Annotated in this window: 18 protein-coding genes; 9 read left to right on the top strand and 9 right to left on the bottom strand. The window is 48.2% G+C overall.

Going from position 1 to position 20982, the window contains the following annotated elements; translation table 11 throughout:
• Positions 1-4: 4 nt before the first annotated feature.
• Complete coding sequence (locus SDE_RS02140) at positions 5-367, top strand: PilZ domain-containing protein (protein ID WP_011466895.1); 363 nt, start codon at positions 5-7, stop codon at positions 365-367.
• Positions 368-436: 69 nt separating this feature from the next.
• Here the strand turns inward: SDE_RS02140 and radA are convergent, their stop codons facing one another.
• From radA to SDE_RS02120, 4 genes are all read right to left on the bottom strand, one after another.
• Positions 437-1801 carry a DNA repair protein RadA gene (gene radA, locus SDE_RS02135; RefSeq protein ID WP_011466894.1) on the bottom strand — a complete coding sequence of 455 codons (1365 nt, stop codon included), beginning with the start codon at positions 1799-1801 and terminating at the stop codon, positions 437-439.
• Positions 1802-1804: 3 nt separating this feature from the next.
• The gene (locus tag SDE_RS02130; protein ID WP_011466893.1) at positions 1805-2311 is read right to left on the bottom strand and encodes an NADAR family protein; all 507 of its coding nucleotides are present in this window, start codon (positions 2309-2311) and stop codon (positions 1805-1807) included.
• 93 nt (positions 2312-2404) lie between these two features.
• Positions 2405-3901 carry a sensor histidine kinase gene (locus tag SDE_RS21075; protein WP_011466892.1) on the bottom strand — a complete coding sequence of 499 codons (1497 nt, stop codon included), beginning with the start codon at positions 3899-3901 and terminating at the stop codon, positions 2405-2407.
• On the bottom strand, positions 3901-4872 hold the full coding sequence (locus tag SDE_RS02120; RefSeq protein ID WP_158303845.1) for an ABC transporter substrate-binding protein: 972 nt from the start codon (positions 4870-4872) through the stop codon (positions 3901-3903). Before SDE_RS02120 ends, SDE_RS21075 begins: the two co-directional genes overlap by 1 nt.
• Before the next feature lie 348 nt (positions 4873-5220).
• Between SDE_RS02120 and SDE_RS02115 the strand changes: the two genes are divergently transcribed.
• The 3 genes from SDE_RS02115 (at position 5221) to SDE_RS02105 (ending at position 7857) form a co-directional block, all read left to right on the top strand.
• Positions 5221-6375 (top strand): DnaT-like ssDNA-binding domain-containing protein, encoded by a 1155-nt coding sequence (locus tag SDE_RS02115; RefSeq protein ID WP_011466890.1) that lies wholly within the window; start codon positions 5221-5223, stop codon positions 6373-6375.
• Complete coding sequence (locus tag SDE_RS02110; RefSeq protein ID WP_158303844.1) at positions 6338-6958, top strand: replication protein P; 621 nt, start codon at positions 6338-6340, stop codon at positions 6956-6958. Before SDE_RS02115 ends, SDE_RS02110 begins: the two co-directional genes overlap by 38 nt.
• 119 nt (positions 6959-7077) lie before the next feature.
• Complete coding sequence (locus tag SDE_RS02105) at positions 7078-7857, top strand: glucosaminidase domain-containing protein (RefSeq protein ID WP_011466888.1); 780 nt, start codon at positions 7078-7080, stop codon at positions 7855-7857.
• Positions 7858-7898: 41 nt separating this feature from the next.
• Here SDE_RS02105 and SDE_RS02100 read toward each other — a convergent pair whose 3' ends face one another.
• Positions 7899-8159 (bottom strand): PilZ domain-containing protein, encoded by a 261-nt coding sequence (locus SDE_RS02100; RefSeq protein WP_011466887.1) that lies wholly within the window; start codon positions 8157-8159, stop codon positions 7899-7901.
• A 361-nt stretch (positions 8160-8520) separates the two neighbouring features.
• Positions 8521-10767, bottom strand: a complete 2247-nt coding sequence (parC, locus tag SDE_RS02095) for a DNA topoisomerase IV subunit A (RefSeq protein ID WP_011466886.1) — start codon at positions 10765-10767, stop codon at positions 8521-8523.
• A gap of 164 nt (positions 10768-10931) precedes the next feature.
• On the opposite strand from parC, the gene SDE_RS02090 reads away from it, so the two are divergent.
• Both SDE_RS02090 and SDE_RS02085 read left to right on the top strand, forming a co-directional pair.
• Positions 10932-11666 (top strand): GNAT family N-acetyltransferase, encoded by a 735-nt coding sequence (locus SDE_RS02090; RefSeq protein WP_011466885.1) that lies wholly within the window; start codon positions 10932-10934, stop codon positions 11664-11666.
• Between the two features lie 155 nt (positions 11667-11821).
• Positions 11822-12169: a hypothetical protein gene (locus SDE_RS02085; RefSeq protein ID WP_011466884.1), complete on the top strand. Its 348-nt coding sequence runs from the start codon at positions 11822-11824 to the stop codon at positions 12167-12169.
• A gap of 11 nt (positions 12170-12180) precedes the next feature.
• On the opposite strand, the gene SDE_RS02080 is transcribed toward SDE_RS02085, so the two are convergent.
• Positions 12181-12564 carry a DUF2750 domain-containing protein gene (locus SDE_RS02080; protein WP_011466883.1) on the bottom strand — a complete coding sequence of 128 codons (384 nt, stop codon included), beginning with the start codon at positions 12562-12564 and terminating at the stop codon, positions 12181-12183.
• Positions 12565-12639: 75 nt separating this feature from the next.
• Positions 12640-13287: an MBL fold metallo-hydrolase gene (locus SDE_RS02075; protein ID WP_011466882.1), complete on the bottom strand. Its 648-nt coding sequence runs from the start codon at positions 13285-13287 to the stop codon at positions 12640-12642.
• Between the two features lie 160 nt (positions 13288-13447).
• On the opposite strand from SDE_RS02075, the gene SDE_RS02070 reads away from it, so the two are divergent.
• The 3 genes from SDE_RS02070 (at position 13448) to SDE_RS02060 (ending at position 16869) form a co-directional block, all read left to right on the top strand.
• Positions 13448-14059 carry a histidine kinase gene (locus SDE_RS02070; protein WP_011466881.1) on the top strand — a complete coding sequence of 204 codons (612 nt, stop codon included), beginning with the start codon at positions 13448-13450 and terminating at the stop codon, positions 14057-14059.
• A gap of 33 nt (positions 14060-14092) precedes the next feature.
• On the top strand, positions 14093-15052 hold the full coding sequence (locus SDE_RS02065; protein ID WP_011466880.1) for a sensor domain-containing diguanylate cyclase: 960 nt from the start codon (positions 14093-14095) through the stop codon (positions 15050-15052).
• Positions 15053-15369: 317 nt separating this feature from the next.
• Complete coding sequence (locus SDE_RS02060) at positions 15370-16869, top strand: methyl-accepting chemotaxis protein (RefSeq protein ID WP_011466879.1); 1500 nt, start codon at positions 15370-15372, stop codon at positions 16867-16869.
• A 195-nt stretch (positions 16870-17064) separates the two neighbouring features.
• Here SDE_RS02060 and SDE_RS02055 read toward each other — a convergent pair whose 3' ends face one another.
• Positions 17065-20892 carry a PAS domain S-box protein gene (locus SDE_RS02055; protein WP_011466878.1) on the bottom strand — a complete coding sequence of 1276 codons (3828 nt, stop codon included), beginning with the start codon at positions 20890-20892 and terminating at the stop codon, positions 17065-17067.
• Positions 20893-20982 lie beyond the last annotated feature (90 nt).

Here is a 20982-nt window from a genome sequence, read left to right as displayed (position 1 = left end):
AGCTATGAAACAAGCCCCAAAGATTGACGACGAGCGCCGCCAGTTCGAGCGCCACAACACGCGCGCACAAGGCACGCTTATCACCGCCGAGACCAATTGGCCGGTATTTGTTATTAACCTTTCTTACTCCGGTGCGCTTATTGCCATATTAGATAACCACCAGCTCGAAGAGGAAGAGTCTATTACTTTGCACCTGGAACTAGAGCACGCTGGCCGCGTAATAGCCCACGGCCGCGTAGCACATTTAAAAGAGCATTATGTGGGCTTAGAGTTTTCGGGCCACGGCGACACCGACCACGAAAAGCTTAGAAAAGTAATAGAATTTGTAGCCCAACGAAACGAAGCCTATAACGCAGAGTCGCCGTGACTCAATCGCTAAACGCTAATTGCTAATGACTAGACATTAGAGATTAGCAATTAGCATTTAACGATTGTTCTAAATGGCTTCTAGGGCTTCGCTTAGTTTTTTGACTGCGACAATTTCCAACCCCTTGATAGGTTCGCGCGGGACGTTGTTGGCGGGAACGATTGCTTTTTTAAAGCCGTGCTTGGCCGCTTCGCGCAGGCGCTCTTGGCCACTGGGCACGGGGCGAATCTCCCCCGCTAGGCCCACTTCGCCAAATACCACTAAGTCGCGCGGTAGGGGTTGATCCCTAAAGCTCGACACCAGCGCCAACAACAACGCCAAGTCGGCACTGGTTTCTACAATTTTCACACCGCCCACAACGTTTACAAACACATCTTGATCGCCAACCATAATGCCGCCGTGGCGGTGCAGCACCGCTAGTAACATCGCCAGCCGGTTTTGCTCTAGCCCTACCGCAACGCGGCGCGGGTTACCCAAGCTCGACATATCCACCAAGCCTTGTATTTCGACCAACAGCGGGCGCGTGCCTTCCCACACCACCATGACTACCGAGCCAGAGGCCACTTCGTCGGAGCGCTGCAAGAAAATAGCCGACGGGTTAGACACCTCTTTTAAGCCCTGCTCGGTCATGGCAAACACCCCCAGCTCGTTCACCGCGCCAAAGCGGTTTTTACTGCCGCGCAAGGTGCGAAACCGACTGTCATTAGAGCCTTCTATCATGATGGAGCAATCGATAATGTGCTCGAGCACTTTCGGGCCGGCAAGGCTGCCATCTTTGGTTACATGTCCCACCAAAATAAGCACTGTGCCGGTTTGTTTGGCGTAGCGAGTGAGCGCTGCAGCTGATTCGCGCACCTGCGACACACTGCCTGGGGCAGATTGAATATCGGCGTGATGCATTACCTGAATAGAATCCACCACCATAAGTTTGGGTTTAACTTGGTCGGCACTGGCCAAGAGTGCATCGACATCGGTGGCAGATAAAAGCTGGAGTTTGTCGGTAGGTAACCCTAAACGCTGCGCGCGCATTGCCACCTGTTGCAGCGATTCCTCACCGGTTACGTATAGCGCAGGGTGTTTTTGCGATAAATGACAAAGAGTTTGCAGTAGCAGCGTTGATTTACCCGCACCAGGGTTGCCACCAATAAGCACCACCGAGCCGGGCACAAAGCCGCCACCCAGTACGCGGTCTAATTCATCCATACCACTGGCAATACGCGGCAACTCGGCCAAATCTATTTCGGCGAGGGGCGTAACCTTAGATAAACCCTGCCCTGCGTAGCCCGCTTGGCTTGCACTGCGACTACTTGTAGCCGCGCCCAAGCGCACTTCTTGTACGGTATTCCACTGGCCACATTCGGCGCACTGTCCTTGCCACTTGGAGTAATCTGCGCCGCAATCGGTACATACGTAGCCGGTTTTTTGCTTTGCCAAAATCTACTCCCTCTGCTCTTTTACCGTGCTTTGTGCTGGTGTTTTGCCAGCGTCGGCGCGGATTTTGTCGCGCACCCCCATCCACACTTTACCCAAAATATTTTCACCGCGTTGATCGCGCGCTATACCCCAGTAGTGATCGTACAACGAGGTTTCCACAATATGCTGGTCGCCGGTTTCAAGCAGGGCATCTTTAATATCGGGGTGAGTCATAGTTTGCGTGTAGAGGGCGCGGGTCATTAATACGCGGCGCAAGTTTTTCCAATCTTTGCGCTTGCGGCGATACCAAGGGCTACCCAAGGCATGAGCCTGCTCGCCACTGGCGGCTTGGCGAATTTTGTCTGCCAGCGCAGCACTCGCCACCAAGTTAGCCTGTAAGTAATGCTCTGCGGTAGGCCATGTATGGCCATCTAACTGAAATGGGCGCAAAACACAGGGCGATAACCAATGGCTGGCATCAAAACGCGAGAATGAGAGGGCTTTTTCTAAAAGGGTGTCGTGTTGAAACATGGTAAAACCTGAACAGCGCAAGGGTGCCCATTGTTGGCGAGGGGCGCGCTATCGTCAAGCGAAGTTCCGGTTTGAATAGCTGGACTTAGATAGTTACTCAACCACGGCCTTGCTAGGCAAGTACACATAAAAGCGACTGCCGCGACCGTATTCCGATTCAACTTTAAGCCAACCTTTATGCAGGCGCACAAACTCGTTCACAATATATAGCCCCAAGCCCGAGCCGCGACCTATTTGCATACGGCTTTGCATATCGAACTGCTCAAAGCGCTTAAACAACCGTTTTTGATCTTCTGCTTTTATGCCTATGCCACTGTCTTCTACACATATTTCAATGGCATCATCCACATAGCGCAACGCCACCACAATTTCGCCCTGCTCACTGTATTTAACGGCGTTGCTCACAAGGTTAAGCATTACTTGGCGAATACGCAGCTCATCGACTTCGCCCACTAAAGTTTCTGGGGCATGCAGCGTTAGACGCAAGCCTTTGCTGTGAGCGGCTTCTTGCTGGTCTTCTATGGCGTAGCGGCACACTTGCGTTAAATCCGTTGGTCGCGGCGAAATTTCCATACGCCCCGCATCAATTTTGGTGAGATCGAGCACATCGTTAATAAGCTGTAGCAGGTGCTCCCCACTGCGACTGATTACCCCAAGGGAATGCACTTGGCGCTCATCTAAATTTTCTTGCGTTTTTAAAATGCGTTTAGAAAAACCAATAATTGAATTAAGCGGGGTGCGCAACTCGTGGGACATATTAGCCAGAAAATCACTTTTGGCTTGGTTGCTAGCCTCTGCAGCTTCCAGCGCCATTTCACGCTCTACATCCGCTTCGTGCTTTTCTTGCAGCATGGTTAAAAAATTGGCTTGAATGCCATCTATTTCATCGCCGTCGCGTTTAACAAGCTTACTGCCGGTTAGCTGTTCTACCTCGCTGGCAATTAAACTTTCGAATTTAGATAAACGCCGAAACAACACCCGTTGCTGCACCCAGCTAGAGGCAAACAACATAGACAAAATTGAAATAATTAAAACCCAGATAGTTAGGTTTAGGGCGCTAGCCAATTCACCGCTGGCCTTTTGCGCATTAATAACAAAAATAATGGTCATATCGCGCAGCGACACTGTGGCGGGGTCGTACAATTTAATGCGCGCAGCCATATGGTAGCGGCTACCTTCCTCTATAAAATACACATTTTCGAGCCGGTCTATTTTTGCCAGCAGCGGCAGGGCCAAGGTGTATTCGGCGAGCGCCGATTGAGGGGAATTGATTAAGCGATTTTTAGATGCCGCCAAAATAGTTTGACTGCGCTCATCAATCAACGCCACAAACTCCAGCTCGCGGTACACCCCTAAAGCATTAACAAGGCGCACAACATTGGAATTGCTACCGTTAATTTGCGCCCCGAGCACAATCGAGTCGACCAGTAAATTAGCTAAGCGCACGGCACTTTTTTGTGTGAGCTCGCGACCTTCGCTGCGCACCACCCAATAGATAACCACCACAAGCACTACCCCAACGACCACGATGGGAGTACTTAATTTAAACGCAACCGACGTGCGCCATAACCTAGCAAAACGACTAAGCATTAAAACATCTCACGATTCACCATCGTATGCACGCGCGAGCAATTGCTGTTATGTTGATTAATTTCTTTTAACACTTCGCAGGTTTCCATTAATTTGTTGGTTAGCGACGACCAATCGCGCAATATTTGTAGTGCGCCATCTTTATCAAATACATGTATTTCGTTGTTGAACATTGTTTCAAATTCTTCTACTGAAACTTGTTCTCGCTCCGCCATAATGGCAAATGCCTGTTTGGGGTGTTGCTCTGTATATTCGTAAGCGCGTTGCCAAACGGCTAACAACTGCTGAGGTAGCGCCGGGTAGCGCTCAAGCACCGACTGTTTGATAGATAGCACATCGAGTATCTCTTCTGGCGCTTCACGCGAAGTGAATAGCTTATGCACACCTTCCGCCTTTAGGGCCTCTATAGACGTTGGCGGGTAGGTAACAAGTGCATCTAGCACACCCAGTGCCAGCTCTTCGCTCCCCTGTGACTGCCCCACATTTACCACCTCTACGTCGCTCAGGGATAAACCAACCCGCCGAAGCGCGTGGTATAAAACGTGTATACCCAAACTGTTGGCTTCGCAGCCCACCCGCTTACCTTTTAGCTCGGTTAAACTTGTGATGCCGGCCTGCGCCAAAATAACATCGCCGCCGTTGCTGTAGTCGGTGGGAATAACCACCTGCAACGGGTAAGCGGAATCAACTTGAATAAGTACGGCTTCCACCAAGGTGGATGTTAAGCCGTCAACCTGCCCCGACATATAAGCGCGCTGCGCATCACTAAGCGAGTTAAGCTCCACTAAGCGCACATCCAACCCCAGCTCGTGAAAAAAACCCTGCTCTTGCGCCAAATACAGCAACTCGTAACCGGGCCAGGGGTTTATGGCAATGGAAAGCTGCTGCATCTCATTGCGGGAACACGCACCCAACACTAAAACAAGCAGGGCAGCTGCAACAGCTTTCATGCTTAGGAGTCGTTTTGGCATTGCGTTAAACATCATCAGATATCGGCTTCCTTTAGCTACTCACCTTGTAGCTGGCTTGCTTACAGCCCTTGCGAGCTCACCCCTTAACTATAGGTTAAGATTAGAAAATGCGCCGACCGAATTACATCCGTTTACTGCGCCCAAAGCCGATAAATGTTAGGCTAGGCGCCTAGCAGCTACCCGCCTACAAGGCTGATATGCTCGGTGGGCACATCGCTTATCTAAGCGCGGGTACAAGTACCTGGGCAAGAATCTGAACAGCCACACCGCAGGCCGCCCACCGTGCAGAGCATTTAGCTGCAGTGCCTGTGCACATATGTAAGTCACCGATCCAACACAGAGACCCCTATGAAAAGTTCGCTCGTTCCAGAAAAAACCATTGCTGTACCGCCCTCGCTGGCAGCAACAATTGGTTTAGAGGAAGCCGTCATGCTGGCGGTGTTAGCGGATTTAGGCCCTCTGGCCGAAGCGCGCCCCAACAACGGTTACACTTGGCTCACCATTGCCACCGAACATTTGGCCGAAGCTACCCCCTTTTGGGATGCGCGAGAAGTTCAACGCGTGTGCCAAAGCCTGCGTGACAAAGGCATTTTGCTTATTGGCTCGGCGCACTTTGGCAGCGAGCCCAGCTTTAAATTTGCCTATAACGAGCGCAGCGCGGCACCAGCGCAAACAGGCCGCACACCCATTGTATCTATGCCGCAAAAGGGCCCTACTATTCGCGCCGAAGAAGCGCAGGTAGATGAGATAAGCCAATCGTTCGGCAAGAATTTTTTGGGGGCCAATTGGCGCCCATCACGCGATACCCTCACCCAACTAGCACAACACAATATTCCCGAGCACTTTGCCCTAGAGCAATTGCCTAACTTTATTACCTATTGGCGCGAACGCCGCGAAGCGCACAGGTCGTGGGGTGCGAAGTTTGTGCAGCATGTTATTTTTAAATGGCGCGATTTCGAGTCCAAGCGCAACCAAAAAGACCAAGCCATTGCCATGCACGCAGCTTGGCAGCCCAGCTTAGATGCCATGGATGTACTCACGGTGCACGCGGGTATTAGCCGCGGCTTTGTGGAAGATGCCATTCCAGAGTTTGTACTGTATTGGCAAGAGCGCGGCGATGTGCTTAAAACATGGAACTCCAAGTTTATTCAACATGTGCGCCTGCAGTGGAAAAAATACAACAGTGCGGTAGAGCACAGCACCGACCCTAAACCCATACCCGAGAACTGGCAACCCTCTAACGATGTGTACGATGTATTGCGCTTGGCCAATATTGACCTTGCGTTTGCCCAGTCAGTGCTGCCAGAATTCATCCTATACTGGCGCGATAGCAAGCAAGTGCACACGTCGTGGAACACGCGGTTTTTACAACACGTAAAATTCCACTGGGCCAAACGCCTAGCCAATGGCACAGCAACGAATAACGGCACGCAACCCGCGCAGAGATCGACAAGAGAGATAAGCATTGAAGAACAACTTACCGACAGAAGCTGGGCAGTCTAATAGCGGCCAGCGCCAGCCCCCAAACACCGGCCATATAGATGCCATTAATCAGGTGTTTGCGCTGTTTCAGCTTAACTACCACAACCAGTACTTTAAGGCTTTTTCTAACGATAAAGACCTAAACTACATCAAGCGGTTATGGTTGGATTCGCTGTCGCGCTTTGAGCCAGAAGTGCTGCTTAAAGCATCGCGCTCGGTTATTGAAAACAGTGAATTTTTGCCCACTCTAAAACGCATGATTCAAGCCTGTGAAGAAGCGGCCCAGCCAGATTTACCCGACGCGCACCAAGCGTTTATTGAGGCCTGCCAAGCCCCTTCGCCCAAAGCCGGGTTTACTTGGTCGCACCCCATTGTTTATCACGCGGGCAAAGCCAGCGATTGGTTCTTTTTACAAAATAACCCCGAGCACATCGCCTTCCCAGTATTTAAAGCTAATTTCAATAAATTATGCGAACGCCTATTAAAGGGCGAAGAATTGCCCGCCCCGCAAGTTAAGGCGTTACCGGCCGAAACGACCACCCCTCTAAACAAGCAAGAAAACCAAGTGCGCCTTAAACAGCTGCGCGACACATTAAAAATATAGCTCTCCAATTAACAGCTATTATTTAAGTTGTGCACCGCGCTACTTGCGAACAAAAAGGCAGTAATGATTACTGCCTAAAATAAACCAATACCCTCTTTCTTTTGCGCCTAAGGATACCCATGCAAAACGCTAAAACTAAGTTTATTGCACTGCTTTTTACCGCCTATATTATTGCCACCTTTGGCCTACTTATTTGGGCAATTCAGCACTCCCCCAGCCGCGCCATTAATACTTCTACTGCGTTTGGCCCAGCCCCAGACTTTAGCGCCATTACCGATATTGCCGAACGCAAAGCGACGTTTTTTAATTATTTCACCCCCATTATTGAACACAAAAACACGTTAATACTTGCCGACAGAGAACGACTGGCGGCGGTGCAAAACGACTGGCAAGAAGATGCAACACTCAGCAACACTCACCAGTTTTATCTTTCGCGCTGGCTTAAGCGCTATAAAATTAAAGAAGAGTGGCCAATCGAAAAACAATTGGCAGAGCTAAACAAGCGCATGCACATCATTCCGCCCGCACTGGTATTGGCGCAAGCAGCTAACGAATCGGCTTGGGGTACATCGCGCTTTGCGCAAGATGGCAATAATTATTTTGGTCAGTGGTGTTTTAAAAAGGGCTGCGGCTTGGTGCCAAGTGGACGACGCGCTAACGCTAAACATGAAGTGCGAAAATTTAAAAGCCCAGCGGGTTCGGTGGACGCCTACCTGCGCAACTTAAATACTCACCGTGCTTACAAGCAATTGAGAAACATTCGCGCCCAGCTGCATCAAGCGAATCAGCCAATTACCGGCGTAGCATTGGCGGAAGGTTTAATAAAATACTCGGAGCGCGGTGAAGAATACGTGCATGAGTTACAAGCGATGATGCGCAGTAACGGCTTAGAGGAGTAAGCGTAGGCATAAGTGAAGAGGCAGTAAAGTTAAACTGCTTTTTAGATAAATGCTAACCCCACACCTTCATCGGAGAGGCGCACAACCTCTAAGTGCGTCTCGGAAACCGAGTCACAATCTGCGTAAAGCTTAGCTTGAATACGCTCACCTATAGCAACAAAACTCACTAAATCGGCACAGGAAACAAACACACCGGTTTCAGAGATATCTCGCGTCTCGGTGACTATTTCGCCAAACTCTTTATGGGTTAGCCGTACCGCACACTTAACAAGTTTACGACCGTGCTTTCTAAACTCAGACATTTTAATTACTACAAAAATGGGTTTAGTAATACCAATTAACTAGAAAACTAGTTAGTGCTCGTACTACGGTTTAGGATGTATGTGTTTTAGCTATTATTGTTGTTGCCGCTAAACAGTGTAAGAGAGTGTGTCACCAGTTTACACATGGATCAAGTAGCAGAATGGTGATTCTTAAACAATAAAAGGGATTTAGACGCTGATATTTCTCGAATGCCAACCGTTTCGCATTGCGTTTTTTACATTTTAATCTAGCTCTTCAAGGCGCGTTCAATTCTTGGTCAAAAAAAAGCGAACAAGAATTTTGTTCGCTTCAAATAAAAAACTAATACGGCAAAGCACTACTTAAGTGCACATCGACTACCTATAGTAATTCGACAGCATCCACCTTTTGGAAGCCGCGTGGCAATTTATTACCTCGCCGTCCGCGCTCGCCAATATAGTGCTCTAAATCTTTAAACTTAAGATTTAAATGGCGCTTACCCGAAACCACTTTCAAGGTATCGCTCGCTTGCACTACGGCTAAAGCAATTACAAACTCTTCGCGGTTTTGTACGCGGGCAGAAGGAATATTAATAATTTTATTGCCTTTACCGCGCGCTAACTCAGGCAGCTCGGTAACTTTAAATACTAATAAGCGACCTTCGTTGCTAAAGGCGGCAAGCCAGGTGTTATCTAAATCTTCTATCACGGTGGGCGGTAAAACTTCAGCACCTTTAGGAAGCGTTAGCGCAGCTTTACCCGCTTTATTTTTAGACACTAAATCGCCTAGCTTGCCCACAAAACCGTAACCGGCATCCGAAGCTAACAGCACACGCTGATCTTCACTGCCCATTAACATGCCTTCGATAGTGGCACCGCTGGGAGGATTTAGTCTGCCGGTAACAGGTTCGCCCTGCCCACGTGCCGACGGCAACGTGTGTGCAGCTAAAGCGTAACTGCGACCAGTTGAATCAATTAAAATAACGCTTTGATTACTTTTGCCCCGCGAAGCAAATTTAAATTCATCGCCGGCTTTATAACTGAGCGATGCGGGGTCCATTTCGTGACCCTTGGCGGAGCGTATCCAGCCTTTTTCTGAAAGCACAACGGTCACCGGTTCGCTAGTTAGCAACTGGTCTTCGCTAAATGCTTGTGACTCTTCGCGGGTAACAATTGGCGAGCGGCGTTCGTCGCCGTGCTCTTTTAGTACCTGCAACATATCTTTTTTGATAAGTGTTTTCATCATGCGCGCAGAGCCAAGCGTTTTTTCTATGGTGTCGCGCTCTTTTTGCAACTCGTCTTGCTCGCCGCGTATTTTCATTTCCTCTAAACGAGCCAACTGGCGTAACCGCGTATCTAAAATATAGTTGGCTTGCTCTTCGGTTAAATCAAACCGCTGCATGAGCACTTCGCGCGGCTTGTCTTCGGTGCGAACAATTTCAATTACTTCATCGAGGTTTAAAAAAGCAATTAACGCTGCGTCCAATAAATGTAAACGGCGATTTACCCAATCCAACCTGTGCTGCAAACGACGGCGCACGGTTACCATGCGGAAGCTCAACCAGTCGCCAAGAATTTTATCGAGCGAACGCACACCTGGACGGCCGTTAATACCAATCATATTGAGGTTAACGCGGTAGTTGCGTTCTAAATCGGTAGTGGCAAACAGGTGGTTCATAACGCCATCTATGTCTATGCGGTTAGAGCGCGGCACTATCACTAAACGGGTGGGGTTTTCATGGTCGGATTCATCGCGCAAGTCTGCCACCATTGGCAGCTTTTTAGCCTGCATTTGCGCGGCTATTTGCTCGAGAATTTTTGCACCGCTTACCTGATGAGGCAGAGCGGTAATGACCGCATCGTTACCTTCTTTGGTCCAAATTGCGCGCATTTTTAGCGAGCCTTTGCCGGTTTCGTACATTTTTATAATGTCTTCACGCGGCGAAATAATTTCGGCTTCGGTAGGCATATCTGGGCCTAACAGGTGCTCGCACAATTCGGGTACGGTAGCGTTGGGGTTTTCCAACAGGTGAATTGTTGCATTCACCAACTCGCGCAAATTGTGCGGCGGTATATCGGTGGCCATACCCACAGCAATACCTGTGGTGCCGTTTAGTAGAACGGTGGGCACTTTTGCCGGCAGCACTTTGGGTTCATCTAAGGTGCCGTCGAAGTTGGGCTGCCAATCTACCGTGCCTTGGCCAAGCTCGGCCAACAACACATCACTAAACGCCGCCAAGCGCGACTCGGTGTATCGCATAGCCGCAAACGATTTGGGGTCATCCTGCGAACCCCAGTTACCTTGACCATCTACCAGTGGGTAACGAAACGAGAACGGCTGCGCCATGATAACCATGGCTTCGTAGGAGGCGCTGTCGCCGTGCGGGTGGAACTTACCGATTACATCACCCACGGTGCGGGCGGACTTTTTATACTTGGCGGTGGACTTTAAGCCCAGCTCGCTCATGGCATAAACAATGCGGCGCTGAACGGGTTTAAGGCCGTCACCTACGTGGGGTAAGGCGCGGTCGAGAATAACGTACATGGAGTAATCCAAATACGCTTTTTCGGAAAACTGCTTGAGCGGTATTTGCTCTTCGGCATCGTATACTACTGTGGATTCGGTCATAAAGCGGGAGGCCCGATCAGTTATTCGTTATGATGGCTTGTTGGCGAATATCTCGCCTTTTATACCCGTTGCTCGATTCTTTTTTAATCAATTTTCGGCACGCGGTATAGCGAATGTGCGGCGAGTATAACAAATTCATTTCAAACACATTAATAAGGTTACCTATGAATATGGAAGAAGATTTGGCGCTATTGTATGCAGAGCCAAACGCATTGGGTCAAGCACTAGGTAAAGCCGTGCCCGATTGGCAGGGCGCCGGCAATATTAGCGCGGCAACCTTAGAGGGCCGTTTTACCCGTGTTGTACCCCTTAACCCGCGCAAACATGCGCAAGCTTTATTTGAAGCCAACCAACAAAGCCCTGACCAGCGCATGTGGACCTACCTGCCCTACGGCCCCTTTGACGACTTTGAAGCTTACGACTGCTGGCTGCAAATGGCCGCCACTACCACCGACCCGCGCTTCTTATGCATAGAGCACAAAGCCAGCGGCGCTCCACTTGGGGTGTTAGCCTATGCCGCTATCGATGAGGCCCGCGGCTCGGTAGAGCTTGCGCACCTCGCCTTTTCGCCAGCCCTGCAGCAAACCGTACAGGCGACCGAGGCGGTGTACTTAATGTTGGAACACGCCTTCGCGCTGGGCTACCGCCGCTGCGAATGGAAGTGCCACGCGCACAATGCACCTTCGCGCAATGCAGCGCTGCGCTTTGGCTTTACCTATGAAGGGCTGTTCAGAAATCACTTGGTGGTAAAAGGGCGCAACCGAGATACTTGCTGGTTTTCTATCACCGACGACGAGTGGCGTGAATTACTTCCTCGCTACCGCGCGTGGTTAGACGAAAGTAATATTAATGCGCTTGGAATCCAGTCCCTTTCGCTTAGAGAATTTTTGGTGAACTAAGAAGAAATTATGATGTCTTTGGCGCCAAACGTGCGCCAGTTCACAAAGTTTCGGTGACGGCCTCTAAGGAATACGTTACATTTATGGCTGTTTGCCACATTGTATAAATATTCTAAAAATATACTGGTCAACCAAAAACGCGGTTCGAGATTGTTATGACAAATGCAGGTTCAATGCTTAGCGATAAAGTAATGAAGCTACAGGGTGCTGTGGAAAACTACTCCGGCCCCACTATAGAAGACGATCAGCTGCCGCAGTTATCGCGCCTTTGTAAAGACTTTGGCCTGCACGTGCTACCTTGGCGCGAAAAAATTACCAACGTCGACCAAGTAGGCGCCCACGGCTACAGCTACCGGTTGGCAACCACCCGCACCGACCTACCCGCCAAACTAGACGATTTTCAGTTTTTAACCCCACCATTTAAAACAATGGCAGAGCTAGAAACCTATGTATTCGATAACATGGTAGATATTTTGCACCACTACCTGTTTAACGAAGGTTAATCCTTCTCAAGCTAATCCGCTTCGGCTGCGTATTTATCCACGTCTTCGAGTAAATCCAACGGTTCTACCTCTGGACCTTCCATATCCTTGTTCCAGTTCACGCCCACTAAAATCACATCTTCATGCATACCAGGTAGCCAGTCGTCTAGCAGCTCTTCTAGCGAAATAGGCACAGGCTCGTAACTGCTCCACTCTTCCACGCAATGGGCTTTCGCGTATTCGGGTTGCGACCACAGCGGCATCACATCCACGTCGTCGTTATCGTTGCTGGCGCACAGTGCCCAACCCTCTTCGTTTTCTAAACCCCACACACAGCCGGTGGCGAGCGCATCTTCTATAAAGATGTCGTAGTTTTCTTCAAAATCGTCGCCGAGTTGGTCTACCTGATCAGCCATTTGGGGTCTCCGTGGGTGAAGCCAATAAAATTAAACACTAGTGTTGAACCGCTAACTTCTAATAAGTAGCAGCCGCTATTGTTTTAAGCGCTTGTCGGATACAAAAGGATTGCTTGCTCGCTCTTCGCCAAAGGTAGATGTAGGCCCGTGGCCGGGCACAAATGTTACATCGTCGCCCAATGGCCAAAGCTTGCTGCGAATAGCTGTAACCAGCTGCTCGTAATCGCCCCTTGGAAAATCTGTACGGCCGATTGAGCCTTTAAATAATACATCCCCTACAAAAGCCTTTTTTGTGGCCTTGTGGTGCAAAACAACGTGGCCGGGGGTATGGCCGGGGCAATGATACACTGCCAGCGTCTGATCCCCTAGAGTAACTGTATCGCCGTCATTCAACCAACGGTTGGGGGTAAAGCTTGCAACCGGTGCAAACCCCATCATTTGCGCTTGAGTAGACAACATATCCAGCCAAAAACTGTCGTCTTTATGGGGCCCTTCTACCGGCAAGCCCAACTTGGCCACCAGCTCTGCGGTACCGCCTACATGGTCTAGGTGGCCGTGGGTGAGAATAATTTTGCTTAGCTCTACCCCCTCCTCCTGCACCGCAGCCAAAAGCCGCTCCACATCGCCACCAGGGTCAATAAATGCGGCTTGATTGGTATTTTCACACCAAATAAGTGAACAGTTTTGCTGATAATGCGTAACCGGCAGAATTCTGTGGCGCATGGGTCCCCTTTTATAACTATTTATTACATAAGCGCTGGTTTACTTCGCCTAAACCCTCGCTTTTGGTGATAGCAGAGAAAATGTTTCTAAATTTTGCGGCATTTTAGCGGTTGCCGACTAGAATAGATATTACACACCTGCGGAATAATCACTGTTAGATATGAGCGTTATATTAAACCTAAGCGAAGACCACCGAGACTGTATCCAAGAAGTCACCAATGTGGCTATGGGGCAAGCGGGCGACAAGCTCGCACGCCTACTCGACACCTTTGTGGTGCTTTCTATTCCTCATATTGCGGTTATGGCCCCGTCCGATGTGGCAATGGCGCTTCAAGCGATTGATTCTAACAAATCTGTTTCGGGTGTTTGCCAGGGGTTTATTGGCGGTGGCATTGCCGGCGAAGCTATGCTTTTATTTAACGACACCAGCTTTGCAGACCTCGCCAAGCTCATGAATTACGACGACGAGCTAGACAAACAAGCCGAGCGCGAGCTGTTAATGGATACCACCAATGTTTTATTTGGTGCCTGCTTAAGCGGCATAGCCGAACAAATAGATATGGATTTTAGCTTCGGCCCGCCCATGGTGCTCGGGCAGCACCAAGCCGTGTCTGAGATATTCGACTTCCGCAATGCCAAGTGGGAGCAGGCACTGGTTACAGAAATTAGTTACGAGCTAGAAGGTTATAACGTGCAATGTGATCTACTATTAATTATGACTGACGACTCTATTGCTAGGCTTTTGAAGAAAATAGACTACTTGGTAAATTAAACTCACCCGTTTTGGATATGCGATAAATCAGCGATGCCAGCACCTAAAGACTTTCTAAGTGACTTTCACTGGTTAATGGATGTTCTCCAGAATATCGACGTGGGTCTTATTATTTTAGACGAAGAGTTTAATATCCAACTGTGGAACAGCTTTATGCAAAACCACAGCGCCATGGGGCCCGCCGACGTACTGGGCAAAAATATCTTTGAATCCTTCCCCGAGCTGCCCGAACCGTGGTTTAGGCAAAAAGTACAATCGGTATTTGTGCTGCATAATTCCGCGTTCACCACATGGGAGCAGCGCCCGTACTTATTTAAATTTAAAAATTATCGGCCCGTTACCGGTATTGCCGATTTTATGTATCAAAACAGCACCATTATTCCCCTAAAAGATACCCGCGGCAAAGTCGAACACATTTGCCTAATTGTTTACGACGTAACAGAAGTTGCCGTAAACCGCTTGCAAATTCAAGCCGCCAACCTGCAATTGCACGAAATTAGCCGCACCGACGGTCTAACAGGCTTACTCAACCGCAAAACGTGGGAACTGGACGCCGAGCAAGAGTACAAACGCTTTAAGCGACACGAACACCCTTGTTCGTTAGTGATGTTCGATATAGATCACTTTAAAAATATTAACGATAGCTATGGCCACCCGGCAGGCGATGAAGTAATACGGCAAACTGCCGCCGCGGTTAAATCGTGTATTCGCGATATAGATATAGCAGGCCGCTACGGCGGCGAAGAGTTTACGATTGTGCTTAGCGATACCGATACTGAGGGTGCTCTTGTGGTTGCCGAGCGGATACGCAATCAAATTCAAGAGCTCACTGTGCACTATGAGGACTTCGCCATTCAATTTACGGTAAGCCTAGGTGTTGCCCAGCTAACCCAGCAAATGACCAATCGCACAGCGTGGATAGACTGCGCCGATAAGGCGCTTTATCAAGCCAAAAAAAATGGCCGCAACAACTCTGTTGTTTACACCCCCTAACCTCGCTAATAGCGCCTTAATGGCTAGATTTTATATTTCGTTTATTTAGCTAAGCCCCTTCTTCTTACAACAAAAACTAAAGCCAGCCCTATATTGGGCGATAACCTACATTGCCTGCTTTCGTTTCCAACCAGATAACTGCGAATGAACTGGTAATTGGACTTGTTGAAGGCGGGTCATGTGCTAAATTTAATATATAGCGGGCAACTGCCAGTGCTAATTCTAGACTGCAAAATTTAACGCTCACCTAAGCATCTGCAGCGTTTCCTACAACCGCTGCCGGCCAGGCAAAATAATTTGGGCTACAGGAACCAATCATGATTAAACGATCGCTCTCAACTAAATTTATGGCGGCACTTGTCGTCATCATATTGGCCGTCGCTGCCATAGTGTTGTTTATTAACTACCACCTTGTAACCAGCAAGATGGAAGCAAGTTTTGAGAAGGACGCCAGCGCACAGCTGGAGTTAATTAACTCATCGCTGCTAGAACCGGTATTTGCCTACGATTTCCAACAAATTGAAGCTATTTCAAAATCGCTAGTTAACACTGCGCTGATTACCGAAATTAAAATTACCGATCACCGCGGCAAAGAACTCGCCTTTGCCCGCGACCCCGAAGCAGGTAAAGACGCCGCCGAAAAAGTGGATCGCAACGGCATTGAGGTTGTGCGCGACGGCGAAGTAATTGGCAAGTACAACATACTGTTCTCTAAAGCCCATATGGAAGCCGTGCTAAACAGCCAAGTAATGATGAATATTATTATAGTTGCCCTGCTCACCTTTATTACGCTGGTTACGGTTTATATGCTTATCCGCTCTATGATTGTTGGCCCTGTTGCCCATGTGAGCAATAGCCTTGCTGAAATTGCGGCAGGTGGTGGAGACCTTACCCGTCGCTTACCCACCGACAGCGGCGACGAAATTTCTGAGCTTGCACACAATTTCAACCTCGTAATGGAGCAAATAGCCAGCATTATTAAAAACGTGGTGGTGGTAACAGGCAAAGTGAATGTTAACGTTCACAACATGTCGTCTGCTACAGAAAACACGGTAGTTTCTACTTCCCAACAGCTGAAAGAACTAGAGCAAGTTGCTACGGCACTTAATGAGTTGTCTGCTTCTGCAGATGAAGTGGCGCGCTCCGCTGGACAAACTGCCGACCGCACCAAAGAAACCAGTCAAGCGGCAGAAGATGGATCTAAAACGGTACGCTCTTCGCAAGAAACCATTCGCCGGCTTACTGACCAAATTGAAGCCACCGCGGGTAAAATTCAAATTCTTAAAGACAACAGCGAAAACATTGGCTCGGTAATGGAAGTTATTCGATCGATAGCCGAACAGACCAACCTACTCGCACTTAACGCGGCTATTGAAGCGGCACGTGCCGGTGAACAAGGTCGAGGCTTTGCGGTTGTGGCAGACGAAGTACGCTCACTGGCGCAAAAAACGCAAACGTCCACCGAAGAAATTGAATCGATTATTACCCAGCTACAAAAAGCCGCCGACGAAGCGCATCACTCTATGAACACCAGTATTTCGTCGGTACAGGAAACAATCGACACGTCCAGCCGCGTAGAAGAAGCGCTTAATTCGATTAGACAAAACATTGAAACCATTAACGATATGAACCACCACATCGCCACAGCATCCGAAGAACAAAGCTCGGTAGCCAACGAAGTGAGTAAAAACATATCGGCCATTTATTCCTTGTCTGAACGCGTATCCGAAAATGCCCACGTAGTAAGCGACAACTCCGCGCAACTAGAAGCGGAAAGCCAAGAGCTAAAACGCGAAATGGATTCCTTTAAAGTTTAAGGAAACTCTGATTAACAATAGCAAACCATAAAAAAGGCGCCGCATCTAAATGCCGCGCCTTTTTTCATATCTTAAGGCTTTAATAATAGGGAACAGGAAACGGGGGACAGGGGACAGAAGGCGGTGTGCGCACGCACGCTGTTCTCTGTACCCCCTGTTAACTGTACTCTCTCAGTTAACTCTCCCCTCTCCCACTTAAACAGCAAAATAAACAACCGTCCCTCTACCCGCTTCATCCTCGGCCCACAACTTACCATTTAATTTATCAACAATTGTGGCTACAATTTTTAAGCTCATTGGTTCGTCTGCCGTGTTCTTATCTTGTGTACTCTTATCTCGTGTACTTTCATCTTTCATGTCTACTTTGCTAGCAGTAAACCAGCGTTGTTTATCTGCTGCAGATAAGCCTTTGCCATTATCAGCTACGTAAAACACAGGCTGGCCATCTCTTACGCTACAGCCAATACGCACTTTTTTTACTTCACTGTTATTGTGGGTTATTGCGTTATCAATTAATCGTTTGAATATTTCTTCTAAGTACTGCGCATTCGCATTTACTCTAGGTAAGGGGGTTTCTATTCGACAGTCAATATTTTCCGCCTTAAAAACAGGCAGTAACGTATTTAACAAATTATTTACTACCTCAACGGTTTCTACTGGCTCATTACCATCCCTAGCCCCAACAATTGCTGCATAAAGCGAAAGATCGCTAACTCTATGCACGATAGAAGTATTTATGTAGTTAAGTTCACGCAGGGTATTGGCCATTTCTTCGGTAGAAAGCTTCTCTAAATTTCGCAACAACCGTTCACCCACTTCAACGGCTTGCTGTGTCGGCTGTAACACCTGTTTGCTCACCATGTCAGAGTAATCTACAAATTGTTTATTTACGCCATCTATGGTTTTTTCGTTTTTCTTTAGCTCCAATTCCATTTGTTTATTACTGGTGCAATCCCAAGCAACTCCTTGCATTTTTATCGGATTGGCGGCTTTATCTATTAAGTATTTAGCCCGTACATGTATCCAGCGCACCAACCCATCTGGGCGCACTATACGATATATAATTTCATACAAGTTTGTTGTGTGCGAATGTTTATTGGTTACCGTTTCAACTCGCTCCCGATCATCGGGGTGTACCAAGGCTAAAAACTCTCGATAGCCACCTACAAATGTGCCAATGGGCATTCCAAATATGCGGTGCAGGTTGTCATCACAAATTATCTGATCTATATCCGCAACCCACTGCCACGAACCAAGCCCGGAGGCGTCTAACCCCAGCGATATCAACTCATGCTGCGCCTGTAACCTTTCTAGCGCGGCTATACGCTCACTTACATCTGCGGCTACAACCACTGCCCCTTCAATACCACCCGCCAAATTAATTTGCGGGGTTACAATGTAATCAACCGGTACTGCACGTTTATTTTTCGCAATTAACGTTTTATTTCGCTCCACTATTTTTTCTTGTTTATGCATAGCCACATACACAGGGTTGAGAGAAGCAAGCAGATTATCATTCTGTTCGCTAGCACCAATTAAATGGTCTACATTTTTGCCCACCAGTTCATCTGCGCTGTAACCAAGTTGCTCACACAGTGCGGGGTTTACATAGGTTGCAATACCCTCTGCATTCACACTCCAAATGCTCTCCCCCATGTCATTCAATAAACTACTAAAAAAGTGCTTCGCTTCAATCTCAGCTTGCTCAGCACGATGCCGATCGGACAGATCGTGTATTGTCGCCATTACACACGCCCGCCCCAGCCATACCAAAGAGGTTAATGTTATTTCAACGGGTATTTCTTCGCCATTAATATCGACCGCCAACAAGTCTCTGCCTGGCGCCATTTGCTTGCTCTCAGGTTGAGCAATAAATTGTTTGAATAACTCTGCGTGTTTGTGATGAAACTTCTCAGGAATAATTCTACTTAGAGGCGTAAGCTTTCTATCAAGAGGGAATTTTTTGTAGGCTGCGGGGTTCGCATACTCTATACGTGAGTATTCGTTAACAATGAGCAGCGCATTAGGTAAGTTCTCCACCACCGAGTTAAACGTTTCATGCTCTTCTTTTTGCTCTGTCACATCATCATAAATACTAAGCACGTACTTAATATTGTTGTTGCCGTCGAAAATAGGTACTTTTTTTGCCTTTAACCACTTATAACCGTTTGGCGTCGCTATTTTTCTAATTCCTATTTCAACTTTGTTTCCCGTGCTAATAGTGCGCAAATCTTCTTCGCGTTGAAAGGCAGCCTCTTCGCTGTCATAGAAAGCATCATAGCCTAGGCCGCGCTCGCTAGTGTTAATCTGCCAAAATTCCTTTGCTAAGCGATTGAGCCTAACGCAAGTCAAGGCTTCAGCTTCACGTACATCCACGTAACAGGGTAAATTATTTAACACCGTATTTAAGAAATTTTCTTCTGCTTTTAAATCGCTCTCTTTTGTTTGAAGCTCATCCTCCAAGGTCATGGCGCTTAGCGCGATGGATAACAAAAACAACGACGACAAGCCAATAAAGGCGACCGCCGCGATAAGTAATGGCGCCATATTTCTATATAAGTAACCACTAATTAACTCCAAAGGAGGAGTAAACTTCATAATCCAAGTACGCTGCCCAAAGGCGACGGTTTTAACTACTGAAAACCTATCTACTATTAAATGGTAAACGCCAGCACTTTTGCCGCCCCATTGAAAAACCTCATCCCCCGAGTTGGCATCCGTCACGGTCAAATCCAATGGAAACGATGCCAGCTGGTGGGTAACGGTTCTAAAAACAGGTCTTACTTTAAATACGCCAACAATTATATTTTTACTTTTAGCGGGGTGTTGCGGGAAAATAATTAAGAAACCTTTTTCATTATCCAACTGGAGCAAGTCTATTGGTGCCGATGCCACAGAGCGGCCACTGGTAAGCACCAGATCAATTGCGTTGCGGCGCACCTCATTGGAATACATATCAAACCCCAGCATCACTTCATTACCTTGCAAGGGGCGTACATAACGCACGGGGTAAAACACATCTCGCTCAGCAGTTTCTGTAAGCTCATTGTTTTCTGTATTGTGTATTGTGTAGGTTGGCAATCCATTGGAGCGCGCCTGTATAACAAACGCGGCAAGCTGATCGCGCGTAACCCTGGGCACCCACTGCAGAGCAATAAGTGAAGGTGAGCTATTAATTAGCGGAATTGTTTGATTGGCAAACTCCTCATCGGTGACAAATTCTGAATTGCGAAATAACGACACCACCCCTATCAACGAGCGCTCGTAATCCATTAATTTGCTTTGTACATCTAGGTAAGCACCGTCTGTAAGGTTGTTAATTTCTTTGTCGAAGCGCTCGAGCGTATGTGACTCAAAACGCGAGTAGCCGAAAGCCAATAAAATAAAAAGCACCGCAAGGGGTATACATACCTGCGTTTTACGCAGTATCGAAACAGATTTAGGGCTTTGCGCCAAAATTACTAGCGCGGGCGCAATAACCACAACACCCAATGTGTCGCCCAACCACCACATTAGCCAGTTATGCCACCATTGCTCGGGCAGCATGACTCCAGTCGCCACTAAAATAGTGGTGCCCCCTGTAGCCGCCAGCATGCACCCAATAGGGCCACCTAAACCAACAAGTACTAACAGGTGACGCAGCTGGGTTAAGCGTCCGTTTTGCCGCTTTAGCCAATAACTTATAAGCCAGGCACCTAACCCAGCTTGTAAAGCGGACGAACAAGCAATGCCAAGCGCCACCAATACGTTGGCCGCGCTAATGGCAAAGTCGTTTAATTGCAGAGAAATATAAAGATTGACCGAAAACGAGCCCAGTAAAACGCCCAACATCATCCACGGGCCGCGCAACATCACAGCGGCTAGGGCAACGCCAGAAGCAGGCCAAAATACGGTGGCAAACCCAGGTGGAATAGCGAAATACAATCCAAGTTGCGCCAGTGCGTGATAAGCCACAGCAACCACGGCGATTTGAGCAGCATCAAACCGCATCTGTGTGCTCTCATTGCCTAGCCAATTGATCATATTTTCAACTCATTCCCTAGTATTCAAAATCCGGAATATAGGCCCTATTCGCTATTCATTGTTTGCACACCACACAGGCCTTTCTGCGGG

Origin of the sequence: Saccharophagus degradans 2-40, from assembly GCF_000013665.1 — a bacterium.
Lineage (GTDB): Bacteria > Pseudomonadota > Gammaproteobacteria > Pseudomonadales > Cellvibrionaceae > Saccharophagus > Saccharophagus degradans.
The sequence above is the reverse complement of the archived record's forward strand: the minus strand, read 5'-3'. Positions and strand labels throughout refer to the sequence as shown.